Below are 24,903 nucleotides of genomic sequence, written 5' to 3'. Positions count from 1 at the left end.
GTGTGTTGTATTCATGCAACAAACAAGAGGGCGGGTCCTCTTGGGAATTGCCGTGCACGGGTAATTCGGGGCCTGTCCTGTCGCTATTTAGCAACGTCTCAAAGGGCCTTAAGTGAATTCGGCCGCTTTGGAAGCACTCGATAGAACCATTTCGCAGAAGGAGTTCGCGGAGATCGTCGGACTCAGCGAAGCGCGCGTGAGCCAGATCGTGAAGGAGGGGACGCTGACCCGCGGCGACACAGGCGCGGAATGGATCGCCGGGTACTGCGAACAGCTGCGCGAGGTGGCTGCCGGCCGCGCACCTGCTGCCGGCGAGCTCGACCCTGCGCAGGAAAAGGCCGCGCTCGACCGCGAGAAGCGCATGGGCCAGCGCATCAAGAACCTCCGAGACCTGGGCGAGTACGCGCCGATCGCGCTGCTGACCCGCGTGCTCGCCTCGGCCACCGCAGCGGTTTCGGCGAAGTTGGACGCGCTGCCCGGCGAACTGCTGAAGGTGGTGCCCGACCTGCCGGACGAAGCCATCACGGCTTTGCGGGGAGCCATCGCCCGCGCGCGCAATGACTGGGTGTCCGACACCGAAGACCTCCAAGTCCGCGGCGAACTGGAAGAGGATGACGAGGACGAAGAGCCGCCCGAAGACGAGGGAGCCGATTGATGGGCGCGCGCGAGAACTTCCCGATCACCGACATCGAGGCGCTGAACCCCGAGACCGAGAACGCCATCCGCCAGGCGATGCGCGCCGGCTTCAGCCCGTTGACTGTCGAGCCGCCGATGACGCTCTCGGAGTTCGCCGAGAAGCACTTCTACCTGTCGGCCGAGTCGAGCCAGACACAGCAGCGCTGGGTCCCGTACCCATTCCAGCCTGGGATCATGGATGCGATGGGCGACGACCGCATCCTAGAGGTCGACGTGTTCAAGAGCGCGCGCGTGGGCTATACCAAGATGCTGCTCGCGAGCATCGCCTACGACGCCCACCACAAGAAGCGCAACCAGGCGCTCTGGCAGCCCACCGACGACGACTCCGACTCGTTCTGCAAGACCGAGCTCGAGCCGATGCTGCGCGACGTGAAAGTCATGCGCAAGGTGTTCCCGAGCTACCTGAAGAAGAGCAAGGACAACACGCTGCGGCTGAAGGTGTTTCTCGGGAGCCTGCTGCACCTGCTCGGCGGGAAGGCCTCGAAGAACTATCGGCGGATCACGGTGGCCAGCGCCAAGCTCGACGAGATCGACGGCTTCGACCAACTGATCGAGCGCAGCGCGGACCCGTGGACCCTGAGCCGGAAGCGGCTGGAAGGCGCCACCTTTCCGAAGCACATCATCGGCAGCACGCCGCGCGTCAAGGGCCTGAGCCACATCGAAGGCCGGACGCTGGCCGCGCAGGCGCGGATGGTGTTCCACATCCTCTGTCCGCATTGCGGCCTCGAACACCCGCTGTCTTGGGGCGGCGAGGACAAGCAGCACGGCTTCAAGTGGGACAAGGACGATCCGGCCAACGTCTGGCATCAGTGCCACCACTGCCACGGCAAGCTGCGCCAGTCCGACTACCTGCGCATCTACAAGGATGGCGCGTGGGTCAGCGAGTGCGGGAACTGGCGGTATGGCGTCGATCGCTGCTGGCGCGATGCGGCCGGCATGCCAACGAAGCCGCCGCGTCACGTCGCCTTCAAGATCTGGACCGCGTACAGCCCGCAAGCCACCTGGGCCGAGATCGTCGAATCGTTCCTGCACGCGATGGTCAAGCGCAAGGCGGGCGACAAGGGCCCGCTGATGGGCTGGATCAACGAGACGCTCGGCGAGACCTGGGAAGACGACGAGGCGGAGAAGCTGGAGATCGACGTGCTCAAGCAGCGCGCCGAGGACTACCGCCTCCGCACCGTGCCCGCCGGCGGCCTGGTGCTCGTCGCCGGTGTCGACGTGCAGGGCGATCGCTGGGAGGTGGTCGTCTGGGCCATGGGCCGCGGCGAGGAAATGTGGGTTATCGACTACTGCGTCATCCCCGGCGATCCCGGCCTGGAGGACGAGTGGGCGGCAAAGCTCGACCCTTACCTGCGCAGCACCTTCACGCACGAGTGCGGCGTCGAGCTCGGCATCTCGGCGGTCGGCATCGACATGATGGGCGACTTCACGCACCAGGGCTACAACTACACGCGCTTCCGCGAATCGAGCAAGGTCTACGGCGTGCGCGGCGACCCGCAACCAGGCCAGCCCATCGGCGCCAAGCCGAAGCTGCAGGACGTGAACTTCCGCGGCACGGTGGTCAAGCGCGGCGCGAAGCTCTGGTACGTCGGCACCGACACTGCGAAGGACGTGATGTTCTCGCGCCTCAAGGTGCGCGACCCCGGCCCAGGCTATGTCCACTTCAGCAAGGACTTGCCCGACGCCTTTTATCTGCAGCTGACGGCCGAATCTCGCGTGCCGGTGTCGACCGCCCGCGGCGTTCTCACGCGCTGGGTGAACGTCAACCGGCAGCGCAACGAGGTGCTCGACTGCACGGTCTATGCACTCTTCGCGGCCTACCGCCTCGCGCTGCACACGAAGACCGATAGCGCCTGGACGACCCTGCAGAAGAAGCTGCACGTCGAGGTGCCGAAACAGCCACGGCCGGCACCTGCGCCCGCGCCTGAAGCACCACCCGCCACCCCACCGCCAGCCGCGCCCGCCAAGCGCCGCCCGGCCCGCCCGCCCGTTTCACCCTTCGCATCCGATGACTGGAGTAATCGCCTATGACCGCACCTCAACCAAGTTTGACCGCCGGCCAATCCGAGGACGCTGCAGTCCAACTCGAATACGAGTTCGCCGAGATCATTCGCACCGAGATCGGCATGCATCCCGCCTTCGCGACGCTGGCCGGCCAGGCCATCGTGCGTGGCCTGCGCCAATCGCACGGCGGCAGCGAGTTGTATATCCCCGCTCCCGACCGCTCCGAGCGCGATGCCGCAATCCGACGCGACTTCACCGGCTCGAATTGCGAGGAACTGATGCGCCGGCACGGTCTGAGCCGAGCGCGCATCTACGCGATTGCGGGACAACGCCTCCCCGGAAAAAGTCCAACTTCGCCCCTAAAAACTGGACAGACGACGGAGTAGCGTCACTGCCATGACCGCCACCACCGACATGCTCGCCAGCTACCTGGCCGCCGAAGCCGCGATCCTCGCGGGGAAGACCATTCAGTTCAATGGTCGGACGCTGACCAACGAGAACCTGAGCGAGATCCGCAAGGGGCGCCAGGAATGGGAGAAGCGGGTTGCCGTCGAACAAGGCCGCGCCCGTTCGGGGCTCGGCTATTCCGTCGCCACCTTCGGCGATCACCCTGGCTGCGGGCGGGACTGACACATGGACAAAGAACCGGTCGCAGATCTGAATATCCTCGATCGCCTGATTGGCGCGGTCAGTCCGCGTGCCGGCGTGCGTCGTGCCGAAGCGCGCCGTGTCCTGTCGTACTACGAGGCTGCGAAGCCGACCAAGCAACGCGCGCGTCGCAACGACAACAGCAGCCCGAACAACCTGGTCAGCGGCGGCGCGGCGCAGATCCGCGCGCACATCCGCTACCTCGAACGGAACCACGACCTGACGCGCGGTGCGTTGCGCACGCTCGTGAACAACACAGTCGGCCCCTTCGGCATTGGCATCGAGCCGCAGCCACGGCGCATGGACGGCACCATTCACGAGGAATACGCCAGCGCCCTGCGGGAAGCACATCGCGACTGGCAGCGGCGGCCCGAGGTGACCGGCAAATATCGGTGGCCACTGGCCCAGCGAATGACGGCGTACACCTGGCTGCGGGATGGCGAAACCTTCGCTCAAGAACTCAAGGGCCCGGTCGTGGCGCTCAATCACGGCACCCGCGTGCCGTATTCGCTGGAGCTCCTTGAGCCCGACTTCGTGCCGCTCGACTATGACGACCCCAGCCGAAACATCCGCCAGGGTATCCAGCGCAACGCCTGGGGCGAGGCGACAGGGTATTGGGTCTACAAGGGCGACCCGCGCGAGGCGATGACGGTGAACGACATCGGTAGCCTCAAGTTCATCCCGGCGAGCAACATGATGCACGTCGCGACCTTCGATCGTCTGCACCAGCAGCGCGGGGTCTCGGAGTTCGCCAGCGTCATCACCCGCGGCGAGGATCTGAAAGACTACGAAGAGAGCGAGCGCATCGCGGCCAAGGTGGCTGCGTCTCTCACTGCCTACGTGAAGCGCCTCGACCCCGCCGGCTTCGATGCCTCTACGCTGCCCGTCGATGCAGAGGGCAATGCCATTCCGCGGGACCTGCGCATGCAGCCGGGGATGATCATCGACTCGCTGGTGGCCGGCGAAGAGATCGGCATGGTCGACAGCAAACGCCCAAACCCGAACCTGATCGGATGGCGTGCGGGTCAGTTGCGCGCGTTCGCCGCCGGCATCGGCGCGAGCTACTCGAGCGTGAGCCGCGACTACGACGGCACGTACAGCGCCCAGCGCCAGGAACTGGTCGAGCAGTGGATTCACTATGCCGTGCTGTCCGACGAGTTCGTCTCGATGTTCGTTCAGCCGTCTTGGGGATCCTTCGTGCAGATCGCGAACCTGAGCGGCGTCGTGCCGATCCCTGCTGACGTGAAGCCCGGCACCGAAGATGACGCTCTGTTCGTCGGTCAAAGCATGCCGTGGATCGATCCGATGAAAGAGGCGATGGCCTGGGAGAAGCTCGTGCAGGCCGGCTTCGCAAGCGAGGTCGAAGTCATCCGCAAGCGCGGCGGCAATCCGCGCGATGTGGTGGAGCAGGTCGATTCGTTCCGCAAGGACGCGGCCCGCCGAGCACTGCAGTTCAGCAGCAACTACGCGACGACGAAGAACGACGCGCCGGCACCTGCGCCCGCACCGGCACCGGATGACGAAGAAGAGGAAGGCCGCACGCGCGGCTCGCGCGCATCGCCCTGATGCAGGGCCTGCGGGCAGCTTCAAATAATCCAGTTTCTCCCCTAAAAACTGGACGCCCTTTTTAGGACAGTGGGTGCTCTTACACGAGCACTCACATGCCCCAAACCTCAACCTGGTACGCAGTCCGCCGCCGCACAGCAGTCGCTGCAGCAGCGCTGGGCGCGGCATCTTCGGCCGAGATCCTGATCTACGGCGACATCGGCGAAAGCTGGTGGGAAGAGACGGTCAGCGCTGCATCGTTCGTGCGCGAGCTCGCGGAGCTCGACGTTGAACAGATCACGTTACGCATCGCCAGCATTGGCGGCAGCGTGCCCGATGGCCTGGCCATCTTCAACGCGATGCGCCGGCACAAGGCCCACATCACGACCGAGGTCGACAGCATGGCGCTTTCCATCGCCAGCCTGATCGCATTGGGCGGCGACACGGTCCACATGGCCGAGAACGCCGTGCTGATGATTCACGCGCCCTGGTCCTATGTAGCCGGCAACAGCGTGGAGCTTCGCGAGATGGCCGACCAGCTGGACACCTGGGCTGCGGCCATGTCCACCAGCTACGCCACCAAAACCGGAGACCAGCCCGCAATGCTGGCCCTGCTGATGGATGGCAAGGATCACTTCTACACCGCCGCCGAAGCGCTCGACGCAAAGCTGATCGACGGCATCACCGACGCAATGCCGGTCTCCGCTTCGGCGCGAGACCTTCCTGTTTCCCGTTATCGCTCGCTGCCCGCGTCTCTCGCGCGTGTGGCAGGCATTCCCGCGGCAGCCGCCGCAAAAACCACGGAGCCCTCTATGCCCGAAACCACCCTCCCGGCGGCCGCACCGAACCCGACTGCTGCTGCTCCCGTCGCTGCTCCTGCAGCCGATCAAGCCGCCATCCTGGCCGCCGATACCGCGCGCCGCAACGCGATCCGCGCGAGCTTCGCGCCTTTCGCCGCGCAGGCTGGCGTCGCCGAACTGCAGCGCCAGTGCGAAGACGCTCACGCCGTGACCGTCGAAGCCGCTGGCAGCCGCCTGCTCGCGCACCTCGCCGCTGGCGCCACCCCGACCGCCGGGACGCACGCCGTCACGGTCGAGGACGAAAAGGACAAGCGCCGCACGGCCACCACGCAGGCGCTGCTCGCGCGCGCCGGCTACGAGAAGATCGAAGGCGCCAACCCGTTCCGCGGCTTCACGCTCGCCGAGCTCGCCCGCGAGAGTCTCGCCCGTGCGGGCGTGCGCCACGAAGGCATGGACAAGATGTCCTTCATCGGCGCGGCCTTCACGCACAGCACCAGCGATTTCCCGGGCCTGCTCGCGAATGTCGCCAGCAAGTCGCTGCTCAAGGGCTACCAGGAAGCGGACGAAACCTTCCAGCTGTGGACCCGTCCCGGCACCCTGTCGGACTTCAAGGTGGGCCAGCGCGTCGACCTCAACTCGTTCCCGAGCCTGCGCAAGGTGAACGAAGGTGCCGAGTACAAGTACGCAACGCTTACCGAGCGCGGTGCGAGCGTCGTGCTGGCGACCTACGGCGAACTGTTCAGCATCACCCGTCAGGCCATCATCAACGATGACCTCGACGCGTTCACCCGCGTGCCGCGCCTCATGGGCCGCGCTGCGATCCGCACGATCGGCGATCTGGTCTACGCGATCCTGACCGCGAACCCGAACATGCCCGATGGCGTGGCGCTGTTCCATGCCACGCACGGCAATCTGCTGACCGGCGCGGCGATCACCACCGCCAGCGTCGATGCGATGCAAGCTGCGATGGCGCTGCAGAAGCAAGGCGCATCGCCGCTGAACATCGGCCTGCAGTACCTGATCGTTCCGCGCGCTCTCAAGGGCACCGCCAACGTGGTGCGCGCGAGCGAGTTCGAGGTCGGTGCCGCCACGCGCAACAACACCACGCCCAACAGCGTGCGCGAAACCTTCGAGGTGGTCTCCGATGCCCGCCTCGATGCGGCTTCGGCGACGGCCTGGTACGGCGCAGCCAACCCCAACACGGCCGACACCATCGAAGTGAACTACCTCGACGGCAACCAGACGCCGTACCTCGAGCAGAAGAACGGCTGGAACGTCGACGGCACGGAATTCAAGGTCCGCATCGATGCCGGCGTCTCGCCGCTCGACTTCCGCACGCTGGCCAAGAACCCCGGCGCGTGATCGATGAGGGCAGGGCGGGGCAGCAATGCCCTGCCGGCCCGCAAGCCACTCCCTCCCTCAAGGAACCGTCATGAAAAATTTTGTTCAAGAAGGCAACGTCCTCGACTACACGAGCGCTGGCGCAGTGGCGTCCGGTGCCGTGGTCGTGTTCGGCGTTCGCGTCGGCATCGTCATTGCTGACATCCCCGCCGGCGGCACCGGCGCGATCCGCGTCAAGGGCGTGGCCGAACTGGCCAAGCTCAGCACCGACACCCCGGCCCAGGGCGCGCTGCTGTACTGGGACGCGGCCAACACCCGCCTGACCACGACCGCCAGCGGCAACGTGCTCGCCGGCTACGCCGCCAAGGCCGCGGGCAACGGTGTCACGACCGTCTGGCTGCACCTGAACGCCTGATCGCCCGAGCCTTACATGGTCGATCCGTTCGCAGCCCTGGAGCAACGCGTGAACGCAGCCTGCACCCGCCGGCTCGCGAACGCGTCCGCGACCTATGAGGGCAGCGAACCGTTCGGCGTGATCTTCGACGCGGCGCCCGTCAACCCGCTGGACGATGCCGAAAGCGCCGGCCTGCTGGCGAGCTTCGAGCAGAAGTACACGCCGAGCCTGGCCTACGGCAAAGAGATCGTCATCAACGGCACGGCCTACAAGGTTGTCGGCGGCCTGGAGCCCGATAGCTCGGGATGGGTCAACGTGCAAGTGCAGGAGCGCGTCTGATGCCCGCCGTCACGCAAACCATCCTCGAAGGCGTGCGCGATGCGCTCAAGGCCGGCGCCACCGATGCGGGCCTGAACGTGTTCCTCGATCGTTCGGACCGCCTCACGCGGGGCGAACTCCCGGCCCTGCTGGTGCAGGAAGCTCCCGAGGGCGAGACCGTGGACCCGCAGACGGTCGACGGCCTGGAGGCGCGCACCTACGGCGTGCTGATCACCTGCGTGGTGGCCGATGCTGCCGCCGAGGACGCCGCCAAGCGCGGCCGCGCGCTGGGTCTGCAGGTCGAGCAACTTATCGGCGTGCCCACCTTCGCCATCCCCAAACACAACCGCGCGCGCATCGCTGGCAGCCGGATCTTTCTCGGCGGCGAGGGCGAAGTCCCCATGGTCGGCCGCGAACAGCTCTGGCGCTTCACCTACTACACCCGGCGCGGTGCGCCGGACCTTGCCCGTTAACAGGAGCCATCCATGTCCGAAGTACAAATCTGGTCCGAAGTCGGCGTCGATGTTCAATCCGTCGCGGCTACGCCCATCCCCATCACCGCGATCTCCAAAGCCAATCCGGCCGTAGCGACTGCGGCAACCCACACTTTCATCGTCGGCGACATCGTGTTGCTGCGCGTCAAGGGGTTCAGCGATCTCGACTATGCCGTGGTGCGCGTGAAAGCGATCTCTGCGGGTGTGTCGTTCACGCTGGACGACATCGACACCTCCGGTTTCTTGGGCACCTTCATCTCCGGAACCGCGAGCAAGATCACCTTCGGCGTGTCTGCCGCCACCTTCACCGATGTGACGCCCAGCGGCGGCGAGGCCGACAAGGTCGCGATCCGCACCATCCACACAAAGCGCGACTACAACCTGCCGGGCAACGAGACGCCGCTCGCCTATGCATTCGGCTCGCTCTGGGACATCGCCGATCCGGCGCTGCTGGCCCTGAAGGCTGCATCGCGTGGCCGCCAAGTGGTGGCAATCCGCTTCCGTTTCCTCGATGGCACTGTGGTGCTCTTCGCCGGCATCCCCAGCACGAACCTCGCACCTGGTGGCGCAGCCGGTGCCGCGGTGACCACGCCCGTCAGCATCGACGTGCGCGGCTGGCTGCAAGCCTACCCGGGGGCGTAAGCATGGCGCTCGATCGGAAGAACCTCAAGGTCCCGACGCTGCCGCAACAGGTCGAGCCGTGCGAAGAGCTCGGCGGCGACGTGATCGTGCGCGGGATGCTGCTGTCGGAGCGCCTCGAAAACGACGCGCTCAACCAGAAGGCGCGCGAGCCGCTCGAAGGCGAAACCGAAGACCAAGCGCGCGCGCGTGCCGGGTCGCTGGTGACGCCCCGCCTCCTTCACAAATGCGTGGTCGATGACGCGGGCCAACCGCTGATGTCGGTCCACGAGTGGGACATGTTCGGCGCTGCGCATTCCGAAGCCTTCTTCAGCCTCTTTCACATCGCGTTGCGGCTGTCCGGCCAGGACAGCAAGGCCACCGCAAAAAACTAACTGCCCGGCCCGCGCTGCGTTTTGCCTTTGTTCTGGCGCGGGATCTGGGATGCACCGTCGAAGAACTAGGGCACCGCATGAGCGCGCAGGAGTTTGGGCAATGGCAAGTGATCTACGAGAAGGAAGGGCTTGGCCCCGACGCCACTCGCCTGCGCCATGCCAAGGCACTGGCCGCAGCGCTGCAGGGTGCCAGCACGCGCCGCGACGGCAAGGCGTGGTCGGCGCTGCACTTCATGAACGTGGACCCCTGGAACCCGCCAGTCGAGCCGCCCGTGCGGCGCGTCAGCGTGCTGGATCAGGTCAAGGCGCAGAACGCGCGCCGGCGACGGAAGGGGTGACGTGGTAACCAGAGCCGAGATCCTCATTGCCGGCAAGGACATCTCGCAGGCCGCGTTCGCGAGCGCGAGCCGGTCGCTGGATGGTCTGCGGTCGAAGGCCGAGACGACGCGATCGGGCCTGGCCGGTGTCGCCACGGCCGTTGCTGGCGCCGTCGCCGCGCTGCAGGTCAAGAGTTCGATCGACATGCTCGACCAACTCGACGACCTGCAGGAGAAGACCGGGATCAGCGTCGAGAAACTGAGCGAACTCCGCTTCGCCGGTGAGTCCGTGGGCACGCCCTTCGAGGCGTTGGCCGGCGGCGTGGGTCGCCTGAGCAAGCTCATGGCCGAGGCCGCAGGCGGAAACAAAGAAGCGGCTGCCACGTTCAAATCGCTGAAGGTCGAAGTCCAGAACGCGGACGGCACACTGCGCACGAACGAAGAGGTGCTCGGCGACCTGGCCGACCGCTTCTCGGGTTACGAGGATGGCGCAGGGAAGGCGGCGCTCGCGCAGCGCGTGTTCGGCAAGAGCGGCGCCGAGATGATTCCGTTCCTGAATCAAGGCCGCGAGGGCATCGAGAAGCTACGCATCGAGGCCGAGAAGCTCGGGGCCATCTACGGCGGCGCGCTTGCCAAGGACGCCGCCGACTTCAACGACAACCTGACGAAGCTCAAGCTGTCGTCGGAAGCCGCCGCGATCTCTTTCGGTGGCCCGTTCCTCAAGTCGCTGGTCAGCATTTCCGCGCAGCTGCTCGAGGCACGCAAGGAAGCGGGCGCGCTGCAGGCCATTCTCGATGTCCTGCGTGGTGCCGCCGCGCGCACCCTGGGCGTGGATGAGATCGGCCAGGTTCAGAAGAAGGCCCAGGCCGCGGTCGCAGAGCAAAAGCGTCTGGAGGGCCTGCGCAACGGTCCTGAGTTGCAGCTGCAGCGCGAGCCCGGCAACGAGATGGCTCGCCGTCGTCTTGAGACCTACAACAAGAAGATCCAAGAGCAGATCGGCATCGCCAACGCGGCCAGCACCGAACTGAAGAAGCTCGCCGACAAGGCCGATCCGTTCGGGTCCGCGCAGAAGGGGCTCGAAGAGCGCGGCTGGACGCCGGACATCAAGGACCCGAAGGCGAAGGCGCCCGTCGTGGCGACCGGCGGCGGCGGTGCCGAGAAGAAGGCGAAGGACGACGAAGCCGCGGCCAAGCGGTATATCGAGAGCCTCGACAAGCAGCGCGAAAAGGTCAAGGAACTGAGCCAGGTCGAAGAGACTTTGGCCGAGATCCAGCGCATCCGCGCGCAAGGCGGCGAAGTCACCGAGGCGCAGAAGCAGCGGATGCTGCAACTCGCGGCCGAGATCGACATCACGAAGGAACGCTCGGCCGCCGAGAAAGAGGCAGCGCACGATCAGGAGGAAGCGCAGCGCCGCCTTTTCGCGCTTCAGGATGAGGGGAAGAAGCTCTACGAAGCCACGCTCACACCGCTCGAGGCCTACAACGCAGCTGTCGAGCACCTCAACGAATTGCGCGAGCAGGGTGCGATTTCGACGCAGACCTACGTGCGCGCGTTGGCGAAGGAAGGCGAGGAGCTCACCGAGGCGCAAAAGAAGCTGGCCGCGCAAGGCGATGAGTTTTCCAAGCGGGCCGCGGGGAACATTCAGGACTCGCTCGGGCAGGGACTGAACGATGCGCTCGACGGCAACTTCAAGGACATCGGCGACAACTTCGGCAAGATGATCAAGCGCATGGTCTCGGAGGCCATCGCTGCCGACATCTCGCGCGCGATGTTCGGCGACCTGGTCGAAGGCGGCAAGGGCAAAGGATCCTTCGGCGGCGTCCTGGGGACCATCGGCCAGCTGCTGACAGGAACCTCCTTGGGCGGCGGCTACAGCGCTGCGGACATGTCTGCTCTAGATGGCATGGCAATGGCCTTCTCCGGCCCCGGCCGAGCAGCAGGCGGCACCGTGTATGGCGGCGAAACCTACTTGGTGGGCGAGCAAGGCCCCGAACTGTTCAAGCCGGGCGTCGTGGGCAGCATCACGCCGAACCACGCCCTCGGCGGCGGGGTCACGAACAACTATTTCACGGTCGGTGACGTCGCGACCGTGAGCACCGTGAAGAAGGCGATCGCCGACTCGGAGCGGCGTGCTGCAGCCGCCACGGGTCGCAGCATGGGCTACGGGGGGGTGCTTCGATCATGAGCCTCATCGCACGCCCGGACTTCTTCGACGATCCCGCGACTTTCACGATGGACCCGCTGACGAACCAGCGAGCCAACTCGGCACCAGGCGGCGGCAGCCAGCAGGTCGTCGATCGACTGAACGACCGGTGGAGCGCAAATCTGACGCTTCCGGCACGCACGCACGATGACGCAGCGGAGGTCGAGGCCTTCAGGGCGTCGATGCGGGGCATGACCAACTGGGTGGATCTCTACCACCTAGTTCGGCCAGAGCCGCGTGGGACGTTGCGTGGAACACCCACCGCACAGGCGGCCGCGAAGGGCGCCGGCGTGATCACCATCAACACCACACCCGGAGCGACGCTGCTCGCCGGCGACATGGTGGGTGTGAGTGGCTTGCTGTTGCAAGCCCAGCAGAAGACAGTCGCGAACGGCGCTGGTGTGTTGGTGCTGCCGATCGTGAACCGCCTCCGATTCGCGATCGTGGGCGGCGCCGTAGTGACATGGGACAGGCCCTCGGCACCGTTCCGCCTGATCGGCGGTACGCCTGTCCAATACGTGCCGGGCAGCACGCCCGAGATCTCCTTCGATTTCCTGGAGAAGATCGGATGAAGTCGCTCAGCGCACTCGCGATTGCAGCGCTGAGCGCCGGCGGCCTTTCCGTCGTTCAGCTCGTGCACATGGATTTTCCCGGAGTGCCTGTCGCACTCAACTCGTCGAATGTCGACATCGATTTCGGCGGGGTGACCTACCGCGGCGCTGCGGGCCTCGGGGCCATCGGCGCCATCACGGATTCCCCCGGCGAAATCAAGGGCCTGCAGCTGGGCTTGTCCGGCGTGCCCACCGAGTACATGGCGCTGGCCCTCGACGACACGAACATTGTGCAGGGAACGCCGCTCACGATCCGCCTGGCAATCCTCAGCGCGGACTGGCAGGTCCTCGACGCGCCCATCGACTGGGCCGGTCGGCTGGACGTCATGGGCATCGAGGAGGACGGCGCTACCTGCTCGATCTCGGTCAGCGCGGAAAGCACGGCGGTCGATCTTCTGCGCGGCACACCGCTCACGTACAGCAACGTCGACCAGTGGTCCCTGTACCCCGGCGATCGCGCCTTCGAGTACGTGATCTCGCAGGCCAACAAGCCCGTCACCTGGGCAGGCAAGCAATGGCTCATTGCACTGGGGGGCCGATGAGGCGCCGGGACTGGCAGGAGCGTTTTGCTGGCTTCTCGCAGGAGCGCGCATCGATGCCCTTTTTGTGGGGGACGAACGACTGCTGCATCTTTGCTGCGGCTGCCGTTTCTGCGCTCACTGGCTCGAACCCGATGGCAGCTTTCGAACCCTACGGCACCACGCGCGGATCGATGAGGAAGGCCCTGCGTCGGACGTTGCGACGCCTCGAAAAAGCTGGCGGCTTGAAGGCGATCGCGTCTGTCTATCTCGGTGAGGCCGTGCCGCCGTTGATGGCCGGCGTCGGCGACGTGGTGCTGGTGATGAACGCCGGCCGAGAAATGCTCGGTGTGTGCAATGGCGTCAATGTTCTCGCCCCCGGCGAGAAAGGCATCGTCGCCCTTGGCATGGACGCTGCGACCGCAGCCTGGAAGATCTGATGCCACAAGCAATCGTCGGCGTCATCGGACTCGCCACTGGTGCAACGGTCAGCACGGCCGTCACGGTCGCCGTGTACGCCGCCACGCTCATCACGACGCTGGTCATGAGCGGCGCGCAGAAGCGCAAGGCAGAGCGCAAGCAGCGCGCGGATTACGAGGCTTCGGTCGTCGACCGCATGGTGAATGTCGCCAGTCCGACCGCGACGCGTGAGCTCGTCATGGGACGGACACGGAAGGGCGGGGCTGTCTACTTTCAGACCAGTGTTGCGCCCCACAACGCGGTCTACGTTGCGTGCCTGGCGTTGGCAGGCAATGAGATCGCGGCCGTCGAGCGGATCTATTTCAACGAAACGCCCATCGACCTGGACGGGGACGGCAACGTCACCACCGCGCCCTGGGGCCGATACAACAAGATCACCGTCAAGGAAACAGACGGGCACCCGGTGCGCACATTGGCGCACACACCGATTCCCGGAACTCTCTCTGTGCTACGCGCCGTTCCATTCGGCTCGGGAGACTACTTCTTTCCGAACGGCGCCAGCAATGTTGCGTTCTCCCTGGTCGGCAGCACGCTCAACATCACCGATCCGGTCCCTGGCGATGAGTACACCGTGACGTACCAGTGGGAGCAATTCCTGTCGACGGCGCGTGTGTTCGTGCATCTCGGCTCACCGGACCAGGTCTCGGACCCTCGGATGCAACTGCTGTTGCCGGGTATCTGGACCGCAGATCACCGCGCTCGAGGAGTGCCGTACATCGAGTGCGAGTTCGTCTACGACGAGACGTCATTCCCGAACGGCTTGCCCAACATCACAGCCCAGATAGCCGGCGCCAAGATCTATGACCCTCGCACTGGGTTGACCGCGTTCACTGAGAACCCGGCGCTGATGATGCGGCACGTACTGATGCATCCGCAGTTCGGGAAGCGCACGAGCCTGACAGCCGCGGAAGACGCGCGCATCATCGCTGTGGCCAACGCGTGCGACGTCCCGATCAACTACACCGGCGCCGAGGTCGTTCCGACTTTCCGGGCCACCGTCGTCGCGCCATTCGGAACGCCGCCCAAGGACGTGCTCGACGACTTGCAGCAGGCAATGGGCGGCGAGTGGGCGTTCGCAGGAGCCGAGTTTCTGGTGCGCCCCGGCGTCTATCAGGCGCCAGTGATGCATCTGACCGAGGACGACCTGGCAGTCGAGCAGCAAGAAGCTGACGGCACGGTCACGCGAATCCCGATCACGATCAGCACGCACCGGCCTCGCAACCAGAAAATCAACTCGGTCGCGCCTCGGATCTGCGACCAGGCGGCGAACTACATCGAGACCCCGCTGGATCCGATTCGAGCGGACGCCCTGATCGCGGCGGATGGCGCTGAGCTCTCGCAAGAACTTCCAATGCCGGCGGTCTTCTACGCACCGCAAGCCCGACACATCGCCGGCATCCTTATTCGCGACAGCCGCGATCCGATGACGGCGCGCATCCCTTTCAAGATGCGCGCTTATCCGCTCGAGCTCTTCGACAGCATTACCCTGACGCTGCCGGACTATGGGTGGAGCAGCAAGGAATTCCGCATCCTCGAGCGCGAGTTTTCCCCCGAGGGAATGTTCGTCACGTTGACGCTGAAGGAGACAACGGCAGCGATCTTCGCCTACGGCGCGCCCTTCCTGCCGCAGGGCTACGCGGACAACACAGGCTTGCCGCGCCCCTGGGACATACGCCCGCCGACGATCACGTCGATCAGCAGTGGTGAGGACGAACTGATCCTCGGATCCGATGGCTCGATCCTCACTGCCGTTCGGGTGTCGTGGGCGGCTATTCAGGACGCATCGATTCTCTCCGGTGGCAAAGTCGAAGTGCAGTGGTTGGTCCTGCCGAATGGTGCGTGGCACACCGAGACCGCGCCTGGTGATTCCACAGAGTTGAAGTTCACCGGCGTTGAGGACTCGTCAGTCATTGTGGTTCGTGCACGCACCTACAACAGCTTGGCTTCGAGCGCGTGGAGTGCACAGATTTATCACCAGGTGATCGGCAAAACTGCACCGCCTCCGAACATCGAAAACTTGTCCATCGCAGGCTACACGTTGTCGTGGTCACTGGCGCGCCGCCCGGTGGATCTAGCAGGCTTCGTTTTCCGCTTCCACTACGGCAACAACCTCGACTGGAACAGCGCCGCCCCCCTTCATGAAGGGTTGATTCTTTCAAGCCCGTGGACCCCCGATACGCGCCCAGGCGGCGTAGTCACGATCATGGGCAAGGCGAGAGATACGAGCGGGAACTGGTCGCTCGCAACCGGCAACGTCGCGTTGAATTTAGGCGATCCACCCATTGCCAACATCATCGAGCAATGGGACTTCGCCGCCTTGGGCTGGCCCGCGGAGGTCGGAATGCAGAGCGGCTGGTCGCTGGTCGGCGGTGACCCAACTGCGGACGATCTGGATTCGTTCTACGGCACTGACGACCAGTCGTTCTATGGCGTCGAGACCGAGTCGTTCTACAAGCTCAGCAGCTACAGCCAGATGGTCTACGTGACCGAGCTGATAAGTCTTAATTCCGCGTTGGCTGGGTCGATCATGACGCTGGTCGCGCAGACCGAAGGGATCGACGTCCACATCGATTACCGGCTTGCAGGACCCGGCTCGTTCTATGGCCCCGATACCGGGTCGTTTTATGGTGCCGACGACGAGTCGTTCTACCTGGCGCCGGGCGCGTGGATGCCCTGGCCGGGTCAGATCGTTGTCGACAACGATGCCTATCAATTCCGCGTGACCATTGGCGCCGGATCGACCCAAGGAAAGATTACTGGGCTGGTCCTGACTGTTGACGCGCCCGACCTGGAGGAGCAGATCGCAGATCTTGCGATCAATGCGGCGGGCACTGCCATCCCCTACACGAAGAGCTTCACGTCGATCAAAACGATCCAGGCCTCCTTGCAGGCCAACGTCAGCGGTGCCGTGACCGTAGAGCTCAACAAATCTCTCCCGCTCGCGCCTTCCATCAAGGCGTTCACCGCCGCTCACACCGCAGTCTCCGGCGCAACTGCCGACATCACTTTGAAAGGCTACTGACATGCCCGCACTCCCACTAAAAGCAGAGATCTCTTCAGCCTATCCAGTTCCCTCAAGCGGGCAAGCTCGCGTGGGCTTTGGAAAGCTCTGGGAATATCTGGCTGGCCTGTTCGGCATCACCGGCAATGCGGCGGATGCGCGCGCGGCGCTCGGTGCCCAAATCGAGCCCGGCATGGTTTTCTTCCATGCCGCGAACACCCCTCCTCCTGGTGCCCTCAAGGCCAACGGCGCCGCGGTGTCCCGTACCACCTACGCGGCCCTGTTCGCGGTCATCGGAACTACCTTTGGAGTCGGTGACGGCACGACGACTTTCAATCTGCCAGAGCTACGCGGCGAGCACCTGCGCGCATGGGATGACTCACGAGGCATCGACGCAGCGCGAGCGTTCGGCTCCGCGCAGGCTGACTGCTTCCAAGGTCACGGTCACGCGGTTGCTACCAAGGCGACGTCGGCCGGGGCGACGGCCTTTTTCTACAACAACAGCAGCACCGTGAACACATCTACCGGAACGGCGACTGCCGCAACGGTCTTCGAAGCGCAAGCAGCTCTCGCAAGTGGCAACGGCACGCCGCGGGTCGGCAACGAGACCCGGCCGCGCAACGTTGCGCTGCTCGCCTGCATCAAGTACTGAGGAGCCACCACCATGACGAAAACCGTTTATGCATTCGACCGCGCCACCGGCGCATTCACAGTCCCCGTGGATCTCGGCGACAGCGACAAGTCGCCGCTCGAAGACGATGTCTATCTAATCCCCGGTGGCTGCCTCGAGGCCGTGCCTCCCACGCCTCCGAGCGGGCAGTGGCCGTTCGTCGTCGATGGCGAATGGGTGCTTCAGATGTTGTCGGAGGAGCCTGAGCCGGAGCCCGCTCCGACGCCAACCCTCGAAGAGCGGGCGGCCGCACTTCTTCGCGCCGTCGATGCTCATTTGAACGTTGCCGCTCGGGCGAGGGGCTACGACAGCATCATCACGGCCGCACTGCGGGCAGGCTATCCCGGCCCGTTCCACGATGAAGGCATGGCCTTCGCGATCTGGATGGATTCGGTCTATGCAAAGTGCTACGAGTTGCTGGCACAGGTGCAGGCCGGCGAGATCGCCGAGCCGACGGCCGAGCAACTGATCGTGATGCTTCCCGCGCCGGGGTTGCCGACATGAAGAGCGACATGCGAGACATCGTGACCAACGACCCGACCACCACGGACTTGGGCGAATTGCGCGATCGCGTGGGCAATCTCGAAGACGGCTTCGAAACCCTCAAGACCGAGCTCGCTGACAACACGGCCGCCACGAAGCGCATCGAGGCGAACACCTCCGACCTGGTGGAGGCCTTCGCCAACCTGAAGGGCGCTTTCAAGGTGCTCAACTGGATCGGCAAGTTCGCAAGACCGCTCGGCTACATCGCCGGCGCGATCGCTGCAGTTGTGAGCCTGTACACCGCCTTCAAGGCAGGGACGACCGTCAAATGAGCGAGCGCTTTCAATTCGCAGCGAAGCTCGCAGCCCCGCTGGTGCTTGGGGGCGTGGCGCTACTCAGCGCGATGCACCAGTGGGAAGACCAGCGCCTGACCGTCTACGCCGACAAGCTGGCCGGCGGGCTACCAACCTACTGCAGCGGGCGCACGCAGCCGCCGCGGGCCGTGGGTGACGTGCTCACGCAGGCCCAATGCGACACGATCGACCGCCAGACCGCCATCGAGTACGGCCGGGCGGTCCTCGCATGTGTGCCGGCCGACAAGCTCGACCAGAACAGCTTCGACGCCTTCACCCTGTTCGCCATTAACGTGGGCAAGCAGGGCGCGTGCGGGTCGCGCGCGGCGCAGCTGCTGCGGGACGGCAACCGCGAGGCAGCGTGCAAGGCGCTCGCACGCGGGCCCAACGGACGACCGTCGTGGAGCTACGCCAGCGGCGTGTACGTGCAGGGGCTGCAGAACCGGCGCCAGTACGAAAAGAACTGGTGTCTGACGCTGGCGGAGGGCCAGTAATGCTGCTCGACCTCAAAGCCCCCCTGCTCTGGGGCCTCGGCCTGGCGCTCGTGGCCGCGCTGGCCACGGCCGGCATCGAGCGCACGCGGGCGGCGGGCGCGCGCACAGACGCCGCCAAGGCCCGGCAGGAACTCGCCGAGTACCGCGGCACCATGGCGGAGTCCGCCCGCCTCGCCGAGCGCGCACAGCGCATCCAAGAACAGACCTGGCGCGATCGCGTCGATGGAGTGATTCAAGATGGCCAGAAACAAATCGCTGCTGCCCGTGCTGATGCTGATGACGCTGCCCGTGCTGCTGGCGGCCTGCGCAACCAGCTCGCGACCTTCCGCGCCGCCGTCCGTGCAGCCAGCGCAGCGCCCACGGCTCCCGGCGGAGGGGCGCCAGCCGCCGACCCCCTCGATTTGCTCTCCGACCTGTTCGGCCGGGCTGACACGCGAGCGGGAGATCTGGCGCGCATCGCTGACGAGCGGGGCGCCGCCGGCACCGTCTGCGAGCGGCACGCCGACGCCACCACACCGCCCTGAGCCGTGATGTGCGTGTCTTCGGCCTGCTGCTGGGCGGCCATCTGCACGGCCTGAATCTCGTGCGCGCGCTCGTGTAGTGGAGGTCCATACTGCGGTCCTCGCAATTAGGAGACGGCCATGACGACGGAGCATCACCAGTACAAGGGCGTCGATTTCAAGATCGACTTGATGGAAGCGGGCGGGCGGTGGGACTGGATGGCCCACGTTGACGGCCAAACCCATCGCTTGAAGGAAAGTCGAGCGCGGACGGAGGATGCGGCTCGCTCTGAAGCGACTGATTCGGCACGGCGAGCGATTTCTAGGCGACTTGGCAGTCGTACCTATAAGCGGAATAGCGACGGGCTCGAGTTCACGTATGAGGTGGAATATTCGATCTATGGCGATCGCCGAGCTGATTGGAATGCACGCGTCTTCTGCGAAGGTGACCCTGCAGGCACACCGGGCGGGCAGGCGGCAAAGATCAATAATCTTGACGACGCCGCCGTCTACCACCTCGTCTGCACGCTCACTGAGCAAAGCATCGAGCACCGAGTCGGAGTGGCTAGATAGGGGATGGCAAAGCCGACCCGCACCGCCAAGCAGCTGCACCAGTTGCTGATCGAGCGCATCGAGGCCATCCCCGATCTGCACGGCCAGACGACGGACGTGCACCGCGGCCGAGTGGTGGGCATGAGCGGCGACGGGGAGGGCGGACCGAACTGGATGCTCTGGGCGACGACCGACTGGAGCATGCGTCGCGCTGACATCGCGCAGATCATTCGCCAACTGCAGCAGCAGTTTGACCTTGAGGACTGAGCTCTCCAGAACACGCATGGGGAGGTTTGTCAGCCTGACTGCCATCACCTGCAGCGCTTCCACCGCGCTGCCCATGAGCGTCGCCGCGCTGCCGGCGCCCTCGGCGCCGCAGTCAATAGCTGAAGCGGCGCGCAGTATGCACGCCTGTCAGGGCAGTGTGAGTTCGCTGCCGTCTGCTGCGACCATCACACCAGGGGTGCTCTCGTCGAGCTCGACGGGCACGCCCATGTGCTCGTTCACGTTGACGCTGGTGCCGCCGATGCCCTTGCGTCGCGACTCGACGTAGCCCTGGTGCTGAGCGGGCGTGAGGATGAATTTCCGAGGGTAGGCGTTCGCGTTCGCCTTCCAGTGGTTGATGACGCCTTCAGTCATGGAGAGATAGAGACTTGCCATAGGACCATTGTCGCGATGATGGCGGCAACCTAAAATCCGTGTGCTCGGGCAATTGCTCGACCGTGCGTTCCACGAACGCACCCGCCGATCTCCCCAGGCCCGGCGCCCGCTCTGCATCAAATGCATCGGGGACTTCCAAGTTCAACCTTAGGAGTCCCCATGCGGGCACACCACCACCTTCGCCTCAAATTACTTCGCCATCGCGCCTGCCAAGAGCAGGGCGGCCGATGCTTCTACTGTCTTCTGCCGATGGGGCGCAACGTCACCGCCGAGCACCTGGTGGCGCGCATGGACGGTGGCAAGGACACGCGCGACAACATTGTGGCGGCGCATCAGCGCTGCAATGAGTCGCGCCATGCGCTGTTCCCTGGCGCGGCCCCCGACCCGGAGACCTATCAGTGCTTCGTCCTGCTGATGGCCGCGGCCGGGCTGAGCTTCGATCGCGCATGAAAAAGCCGCCTCGAGGGCGGCTTGAGTCGCAGTGAGCTTTTGCGGTAGGAACTAGGCTGCCTCGCCGCTGCCGAAGCCAGGAGAGTTCAAGCGCTCCTCGACGTCGTAGTGGAAATCCATATCGAGGTCAATCTGCTGTTCATCTGGATGCTTGTTATTCCAGATCATTTCGTCGATCTTGAGATGCACCGCATCGCCAACCATCTGCTGCCGACGATCCGAAAGGGAGTACAGCATCTGAGGGCGTGTCGCGTCCTCCATGTCGAACCACAGCACAGCTTGGCGACCATCCTTCGTCCGTTGGCGCATGGCATGGTTCGCTCGATATGAGAGGCCGGTCTTCGGGTCGGTGCGGTATTCCGCACGAGCCGCGTCCGCGAGCTGCGCGGAGAAAAGTTCCCGAGCGGTCTTGGGCTTCGGCATCGTTGCACCGCGCTTAATGGCCCAGTCGGCAACCACGTCCATGTCGACCGTCTTCTCTCCGGTCTCGGTCTTGTAACGCTGGATCAGCGCCTGAAGTTGCTCATTTCTGTTCACGCCTACTCCTAATGAATGCCCACCGGGGCAACGTCGCCCCAACCATCAACAATCGCGCTCGGCAAAACACGGTTGCGGATCTTTACGAGGTGCGACCTGAACAAGTCGTACCTACCTGTTTTGTGTTGGATCTGGCCCGCGACGAGAGCTGGGTGCACGCCAAGCACTTTGGCGAGTCCGAGAAAATCTCTCTCAGGAAAGATCGGGGCCTTTCGTTTGATGAAGCTCTCAACACGAGCAACAGGCGCGCAGAAGTCGGCGGCTGCAGCGTTTGCCAGCCGCTCTTCCTCGCCGATCGCGGCGCCATTCATGTCGATGTCCAACAGCGGCTCTTTCATGCCGTGGCGTTCAAGCACGTGTTCGAGTTCGTGGCGCAAGACGAACCAGAAGTTGTCCATGCGATCAAATCGCATCGTCATGCCAATAACGGGCGCGTGATCGTTCAGCCAGAGGCACACTCCGTCGATTTTCGAAGACTTCAAGCCCTCGACAACGACGAGGCGAATGCCACACTCCTGAAGAATGCGAGGGGCATGCCTGGCTTCTTCTGGTGCGGACAGTAGAGCCTTCAACTTGGGTAGAGCTGCCCGCGTTGCGCCTTCGTCGTACCGTGGCACCAGCAACTCCTTGGCGATCTGACGTACTCGGAACAGCCACGCCAGCTGTGCCATCGAGGGCGGCTGACCTTCAGAAGTCTTCTTTGCCGCATGCGGCGTCGCTGCAACTTGTGCCGGAGTCTGACCTTCAAAGAATGAGAACAGCTCAGCTTCCACCCGCTCCATGTCGCGCACGTCTTCGACGTTGAGCCATCGGCGCTGAATCAGTTCAGCTACGGGGAGCTCGGCGAAGATTCGGGCCCTCGTTGCCCGGGATGGGTCGGGCCTGCTCACAATGCGAGCACGCGCAAGGTCGTACATCTGCTGCAACTGTAGAAACCTGGTGGCATCCACTTCGAACACCTCCTCAAGCGAAATCGCGATTTCCGCGCTGACGGCCTGCTTGCCGGAGATGAGCTTGTTTAGCGTTGACTCGCTCATCGACAGAACCGCTGCGAGAACACGCTGGTTCCAACCCCGCTCTCGCAAGAGGGAATCAATGAGCTGTCCGGGGGTTTTGAAGTCTTCGTCCACGACCCTACTATAGACCAAAACTTGCGAAATTTCGAAATTTCGAAATTTCGCAAGTTTTGGGAAGGGTGCATTGTTTAGGATGAGTGGGGCTCGCGCCGAATCTTGACTGGTCCGATGCCGTCATAGATGACCTCGTTGGTTTTTAACGAGGTGACGGTCCATCGCGTCCCCGGCGTGATCTTGTAGTTGCCTGGGGTGAGCGGCAGCGCGCGGTCTTCATGCACATCCCGGCCGAGCCAGGAGGGCGCGCGGAGGATCGTGACTTGGTCTTGGAAAAAATCGGTTTGGCTCATGAGGGGATTCTCGTAGGGACGCACCACCAAGCCTGCCGGCACTGTGGCCCGTGCACTGGCCGCTCGAAGCCCGAGAGCATCACACCTCCTTGAATGCGAACGAGGCTGATGTTTCTGATCTCGAACAGGGGATCGATGTGCCTTCCAGTCGTCGTCGGCGGCCCCGAGTAGAAGCGCGCATGCCATTCCGGCCATCCGGCATTGCGCCGCACCTCGAGCCATCCCGGCACGCCTTGGGCTCGGACGGATTCCCTGGGGAGCTTGCTGCCGCCTTCGCGAAGCCGGTAGACCGTACTGAACATCGTGCGAAGAGCATCAGAAGGGCACCGGCCCGTAGCTGGCTCGGATCTGGTCGCCAGCGCTGCCCTCACGGGGATCGCGGAAACGGTCCCCGACCGAGGCGCACAGCACGGCCACGCCATACGCGAAGTCCAACTGCGCTTTCGACAGGGGTGTGCCCGCCGAGACCAGATCGACCTCAACGGCGAGCGACTGGTATTTTTCCTCTGCGCGCTCGAGGTTCGAATCTGCGCCGGTGCATCCGTTGAAGTGCTGGCGTGCGATCTCTTCGGGCAGGCGGTGGCCAACGACATAGTGCAGCGTGCTGCCGTCCAGCATCGCGTACTCGGCGTCGACGCGGCCGTTCGCGAGCAGCTGCCACTCGGCGACGTAGCGGTTGATCCAGTCGTTCTTGGCGGCCCGCCGAGACAACTCCGAAAAGGGGACTTCGGGCTCCACAGCAGCGGTGCGGGCCGCGGTAAGGGGATGAACGTTGGTTTCCATGGTGAACTCCAAATTACTGTATGAACATACAGTATCCGCGCGCCGTTTTTGGCCGTCAACAGGCAGAATGAAGCCATGTGTACTCGTTACATTTCCCCCGAGGATCGCGAGATTGAGGCCGCTTGGTACATCGGGGCTCGCACCGCCGAGCGCTGGCTGCGCAGCATGCGGCCGCTGTCGATGGGACCGTTCATGCGTCGCGCGGCGGACGTGACCGGATACGAGCGTGAACTGGTGGTCGGGCAGTGGTCGCTAATCCCGGCGTTCTCACCGAGCCACATTCCCCAGACCAAACCGCGCAAGGGCGAGACGAAGGGGAAAGTGCTCGCGACTCACAACGCCCGCTTCGCCGGCATCGAGAAGAAGCCGTCCTTCAAGGACTCCTGGACGAATGGGCGGCGCTGCATCATCCCCGCGCTGAGCTTCGACGAGCCGAACTGGGAGTCCGGCAAAAATGAGTGGTGGCGCTTCGCGCGAGCCGACGGCCGGTCGTGGGGCTTGGCAGGCCTGTGGAGCCATTGGCTCGACTACGAGACCGAGATCATGTGGGAGAGCTTCACGATGCTCACCGTCAACGCCAACCTGCACCCGATCATGTCGCGCATGCACAAGCCCGAGATCGACAAGGCGACGAAGAAGCCGCTGGAGGTGCAGGACAAGCGCTCCGTCGTCGCGATTGAAGAGCACGACTTCGACCGCTGGCTGACCTGCACGCCTGAAGAAGCCCGGGAGATGGTCCAACTCATCCCGGCAGATCGGATGATCGCGGGGCCGGCGCCGGTTGAGGCGAAGCCTGCGGGCAAGAAGCCAAAGAACGACGAAGAAGAGGAACTACCCTTCTGACGCGTCAGCCTTGGCCGTGGCCAGGTAGCTCGAAAGCCAGGACCAGCATGGCCAGTTCCGCGACCTCACGCGGTTCGCGTTCCCCGCAGAAGGGGTAGAGGTGCACCGCGAGCGCGGCAAGCCATTCGTGATCGACCGCGCCGCGGCACACGTCGCCGTACTCGGCCTTGAATTCGTGCCACCACGCCTCCCGATCGGTCAGCGTGCGGCCGAAGTCGACGATGGGCTTGTCCGGCTTCCACATGAGATCCAGCTTACCGCAGGGGTATGCCTACTGGGACGGCGTCTTCATCGTCCCCGGCCGCGCGCGGTCCAATCCGCTCGTCTGGCGCGTAGCCCTCCAAGGCGCGCACGCCGGCCTGCAGCGCGTCGAGCCACATGTCGTAGGGCTCATCGGCTGACTCGAGCTCGACCCATTGGCTCGCGTCGTCGCCTTCCTCCATGAGCACCCAGTAGAAGTGCCCGGGGTCCGACTCGTCGACGTGGACGGCGATGCGCCGGATGTGGCTCATTACCGTTTCCCGGCGAGGTACTCGCGCACGGCCTCCGCCGAGTTGCCCACGGCCTTCACGGCGTCGCGCAGCTGCGTCTCCGAGCACTTCAGCGAGTCGGTCCACGAGCGCACCTCGTGCGGCTCCTCCAGCGAGATCAGCTTGCGGTCCAGCCCGGTTTTCTTGGTGTCGTCGGTCATGTGTGCCTCCAGGTCAGCGCGCGGAACAGCCCGTCGCGAAGCCAAGATGACAGCGCCGCGCGCCCCGTACCATGCCGTTTT

34 protein-coding genes are annotated in these 24,903 nt (G+C 64.5%); 26 read left to right on the top strand and 8 right to left on the bottom strand.

The features are described 5' to 3' along the window. Window positions 1-112 precede the first annotated feature (112 nt). The 24 genes from JC881_RS05795 (at window position 113) to JC881_RS05680 (ending at window position 19,702) form a co-directional block, all read left to right on the top strand. Window positions 113-655 carry a hypothetical protein gene (locus JC881_RS05795; RefSeq protein WP_198784696.1) on the top strand — a complete coding sequence of 181 codons (543 nt, stop codon included), beginning with the start codon at window positions 113-115 and terminating at the stop codon, window positions 653-655. Continuing rightward, window positions 655-2,727, top strand: coding sequence for a phage terminase large subunit family protein (locus JC881_RS05790; RefSeq protein WP_198784695.1), 2,073 nt, complete (start codon window positions 655-657; stop codon window positions 2,725-2,727). Before JC881_RS05795 ends, JC881_RS05790 begins: the two co-directional genes overlap by 1 nt. Further along, the gene (locus JC881_RS05785) at window positions 2,724-3,086 is read left to right on the top strand and encodes a Mor transcription activator family protein (protein WP_198784694.1); all 363 of its coding nucleotides are present in this window, start codon (window positions 2,724-2,726) and stop codon (window positions 3,084-3,086) included. Before JC881_RS05790 ends, JC881_RS05785 begins: the two co-directional genes overlap by 4 nt. A gap of 10 nt (window positions 3,087-3,096) precedes the next feature. Beyond that, a complete protein-coding gene (locus tag JC881_RS05780) occupies window positions 3,097-3,330 on the top strand; it encodes a hypothetical protein (protein ID WP_233101541.1) in 234 nt (77 codons plus the stop codon). Window positions 3,331-3,333: 3 nt separating this feature from the next. After that, complete coding sequence (locus JC881_RS05775) at window positions 3,334-4,914, top strand: phage portal protein (protein WP_233101540.1); 1,581 nt, start codon at window positions 3,334-3,336, stop codon at window positions 4,912-4,914. 95 nt (window positions 4,915-5,009) lie between these two features. Then, window positions 5,010-7,055 carry a ClpP-like prohead protease/major capsid protein fusion protein gene (locus JC881_RS05770; RefSeq protein WP_198784693.1) on the top strand — a complete coding sequence of 682 codons (2,046 nt, stop codon included), beginning with the start codon at window positions 5,010-5,012 and terminating at the stop codon, window positions 7,053-7,055. Between the two features lie 70 nt (window positions 7,056-7,125). Further along, window positions 7,126-7,449 carry a DUF2190 family protein gene (locus tag JC881_RS05765; RefSeq protein ID WP_198784692.1) on the top strand — a complete coding sequence of 108 codons (324 nt, stop codon included), beginning with the start codon at window positions 7,126-7,128 and terminating at the stop codon, window positions 7,447-7,449. Between the two features lie 15 nt (window positions 7,450-7,464). Beyond that, entirely contained in the window at window positions 7,465-7,767 is a 303-nt protein-coding gene (locus JC881_RS05760) for a head-tail joining protein (protein WP_198784691.1), read from the top strand. Beyond that, window positions 7,767-8,219, top strand: a complete 453-nt coding sequence (locus JC881_RS05755; RefSeq protein ID WP_198784690.1) for a hypothetical protein — start codon at window positions 7,767-7,769, stop codon at window positions 8,217-8,219. The genes JC881_RS05760 and JC881_RS05755 overlap by 1 nt, the downstream gene beginning before the upstream one ends. 12 nt (window positions 8,220-8,231) lie before the next feature. Then, a complete protein-coding gene (locus JC881_RS05750) occupies window positions 8,232-8,882 on the top strand; it encodes a phage tail tube protein (protein WP_198784689.1) in 651 nt (216 codons plus the stop codon). Between the two features lie 2 nt (window positions 8,883-8,884). Then, window positions 8,885-9,253: a hypothetical protein gene (locus tag JC881_RS05745; protein ID WP_198784688.1), complete on the top strand. Its 369-nt coding sequence runs from the start codon at window positions 8,885-8,887 to the stop codon at window positions 9,251-9,253. A 77-nt stretch (window positions 9,254-9,330) separates the two neighbouring features. After that, window positions 9,331-9,591: a hypothetical protein gene (locus tag JC881_RS05740; protein WP_198784687.1), complete on the top strand. Its 261-nt coding sequence runs from the start codon at window positions 9,331-9,333 to the stop codon at window positions 9,589-9,591. A 1-nt stretch (window position 9,592) separates the two neighbouring features. Beyond that, window positions 9,593-11,755, top strand: a complete 2,163-nt coding sequence (locus tag JC881_RS05735; RefSeq protein WP_198784686.1) for a hypothetical protein — start codon at window positions 9,593-9,595, stop codon at window positions 11,753-11,755. Then, complete coding sequence (locus JC881_RS05730; protein ID WP_198784685.1) at window positions 11,752-12,345, top strand: hypothetical protein; 594 nt, start codon at window positions 11,752-11,754, stop codon at window positions 12,343-12,345. The genes JC881_RS05735 and JC881_RS05730 overlap by 4 nt, the downstream gene beginning before the upstream one ends. Then, entirely contained in the window at window positions 12,342-12,926 is a 585-nt protein-coding gene (locus JC881_RS05725) for a hypothetical protein (RefSeq protein WP_198784684.1), read from the top strand. Before JC881_RS05730 ends, JC881_RS05725 begins: the two co-directional genes overlap by 4 nt. After that, on the top strand, window positions 12,923-13,342 hold the full coding sequence (locus tag JC881_RS05720) for a DUF6950 family protein (RefSeq protein WP_198784683.1): 420 nt from the start codon (window positions 12,923-12,925) through the stop codon (window positions 13,340-13,342). The genes JC881_RS05725 and JC881_RS05720 overlap by 4 nt, the downstream gene beginning before the upstream one ends. Then, entirely contained in the window at window positions 13,342-16,404 is a 3,063-nt protein-coding gene (locus JC881_RS05715) for a phage tail protein (RefSeq protein ID WP_198784682.1), read from the top strand. Before JC881_RS05720 ends, JC881_RS05715 begins: the two co-directional genes overlap by 1 nt. 1 nt (window position 16,405) lies before the next feature. Then, window positions 16,406-17,035 carry a phage tail protein gene (locus JC881_RS05710; RefSeq protein ID WP_198784681.1) on the top strand — a complete coding sequence of 210 codons (630 nt, stop codon included), beginning with the start codon at window positions 16,406-16,408 and terminating at the stop codon, window positions 17,033-17,035. A 12-nt stretch (window positions 17,036-17,047) separates the two neighbouring features. After that, the gene (locus tag JC881_RS05705; protein WP_198784680.1) at window positions 17,048-17,557 is read left to right on the top strand and encodes a hypothetical protein; all 510 of its coding nucleotides are present in this window, start codon (window positions 17,048-17,050) and stop codon (window positions 17,555-17,557) included. Window positions 17,558-17,565: 8 nt separating this feature from the next. Continuing rightward, the gene (locus tag JC881_RS05700) at window positions 17,566-17,868 is read left to right on the top strand and encodes a hypothetical protein (protein WP_198784679.1); all 303 of its coding nucleotides are present in this window, start codon (window positions 17,566-17,568) and stop codon (window positions 17,866-17,868) included. Continuing rightward, the gene (locus JC881_RS05695) at window positions 17,865-18,383 is read left to right on the top strand and encodes a lysozyme (RefSeq protein ID WP_198784678.1); all 519 of its coding nucleotides are present in this window, start codon (window positions 17,865-17,867) and stop codon (window positions 18,381-18,383) included. Before JC881_RS05700 ends, JC881_RS05695 begins: the two co-directional genes overlap by 4 nt. Further along, window positions 18,383-18,907, top strand: coding sequence for a DUF2514 family protein (locus JC881_RS05690; protein ID WP_198784677.1), 525 nt, complete (start codon window positions 18,383-18,385; stop codon window positions 18,905-18,907). Before JC881_RS05695 ends, JC881_RS05690 begins: the two co-directional genes overlap by 1 nt. A 117-nt stretch (window positions 18,908-19,024) precedes the next feature. Then, on the top strand, window positions 19,025-19,456 hold the full coding sequence (locus tag JC881_RS05685; protein WP_198784676.1) for a hypothetical protein: 432 nt from the start codon (window positions 19,025-19,027) through the stop codon (window positions 19,454-19,456). Window positions 19,457-19,459: 3 nt separating this feature from the next. Beyond that, complete coding sequence (locus JC881_RS05680; protein WP_198784675.1) at window positions 19,460-19,702, top strand: hypothetical protein; 243 nt, start codon at window positions 19,460-19,462, stop codon at window positions 19,700-19,702. Window positions 19,703-19,849: 147 nt separating this feature from the next. On the opposite strand, the gene JC881_RS05675 is transcribed toward JC881_RS05680, so the two are convergent. Then, on the bottom strand, window positions 19,850-20,074 hold the full coding sequence (locus JC881_RS05675; RefSeq protein WP_233101539.1) for a hypothetical protein: 225 nt from the start codon (window positions 20,072-20,074) through the stop codon (window positions 19,850-19,852). Window positions 20,075-20,254: 180 nt separating this feature from the next. Between JC881_RS05675 and JC881_RS05670 the strand changes: the two genes are divergently transcribed. Next, window positions 20,255-20,545 carry an HNH endonuclease gene (locus tag JC881_RS05670; RefSeq protein ID WP_233101538.1) on the top strand — a complete coding sequence of 97 codons (291 nt, stop codon included), beginning with the start codon at window positions 20,255-20,257 and terminating at the stop codon, window positions 20,543-20,545. Window positions 20,546-20,596: 51 nt separating this feature from the next. Here the strand turns inward: JC881_RS05670 and JC881_RS05665 are convergent, their stop codons facing one another. The 4 genes from JC881_RS05665 to JC881_RS05650 all read right to left on the bottom strand — a co-directional run bounded on the left by JC881_RS05665 (window position 20,597) and on the right by JC881_RS05650 (window position 23,288). Further along, on the bottom strand, window positions 20,597-21,082 hold the full coding sequence (locus tag JC881_RS05665) for a hypothetical protein (RefSeq protein WP_198784672.1): 486 nt from the start codon (window positions 21,080-21,082) through the stop codon (window positions 20,597-20,599). Window positions 21,083-21,090: 8 nt separating this feature from the next. Then, complete coding sequence (locus tag JC881_RS05660) at window positions 21,091-22,212, bottom strand: HigA family addiction module antitoxin (RefSeq protein ID WP_198784671.1); 1,122 nt, start codon at window positions 22,210-22,212, stop codon at window positions 21,091-21,093. Window positions 22,213-22,286: 74 nt separating this feature from the next. Then, complete coding sequence (locus tag JC881_RS05655; RefSeq protein WP_198784670.1) at window positions 22,287-22,505, bottom strand: hypothetical protein; 219 nt, start codon at window positions 22,503-22,505, stop codon at window positions 22,287-22,289. 315 nt (window positions 22,506-22,820) lie between these two features. Next, window positions 22,821-23,288, bottom strand: coding sequence for a hypothetical protein (locus JC881_RS05650; protein ID WP_198784669.1), 468 nt, complete (start codon window positions 23,286-23,288; stop codon window positions 22,821-22,823). Between the two features lie 75 nt (window positions 23,289-23,363). Between JC881_RS05650 and JC881_RS05645 the strand changes: the two genes are divergently transcribed. Then, the gene (locus JC881_RS05645; protein WP_198784668.1) at window positions 23,364-24,131 is read left to right on the top strand and encodes an SOS response-associated peptidase; all 768 of its coding nucleotides are present in this window, start codon (window positions 23,364-23,366) and stop codon (window positions 24,129-24,131) included. 4 nt (window positions 24,132-24,135) lie between these two features. On the opposite strand, the gene JC881_RS05640 is transcribed toward JC881_RS05645, so the two are convergent. Genes JC881_RS05640 through JC881_RS05630 form a run of 3 tightly spaced genes read right to left on the bottom strand, consistent with a single transcriptional unit; the run spans window position 24,136 to window position 24,822 of the window. Continuing rightward, on the bottom strand, window positions 24,136-24,375 hold the full coding sequence (locus JC881_RS05640) for a hypothetical protein (protein ID WP_198784667.1): 240 nt from the start codon (window positions 24,373-24,375) through the stop codon (window positions 24,136-24,138). 10 nt (window positions 24,376-24,385) lie between these two features. Then, window positions 24,386-24,643: a hypothetical protein gene (locus JC881_RS05635; RefSeq protein WP_198784666.1), complete on the bottom strand. Its 258-nt coding sequence runs from the start codon at window positions 24,641-24,643 to the stop codon at window positions 24,386-24,388. Beyond that, on the bottom strand, window positions 24,643-24,822 hold the full coding sequence (locus JC881_RS05630) for a DUF3606 domain-containing protein (protein WP_198784665.1): 180 nt from the start codon (window positions 24,820-24,822) through the stop codon (window positions 24,643-24,645). The genes JC881_RS05635 and JC881_RS05630 overlap by 1 nt, the downstream gene beginning before the upstream one ends. Window positions 24,823-24,903 lie beyond the last annotated feature (81 nt).

The organism is Variovorax sp. IB41 (genome assembly GCF_016405905.1).
Taxonomy (GTDB): domain Bacteria; phylum Pseudomonadota; class Gammaproteobacteria; order Burkholderiales; family Burkholderiaceae_C; genus Variovorax.
This window is presented reverse-complemented; position numbering and strand designations above follow the sequence as displayed.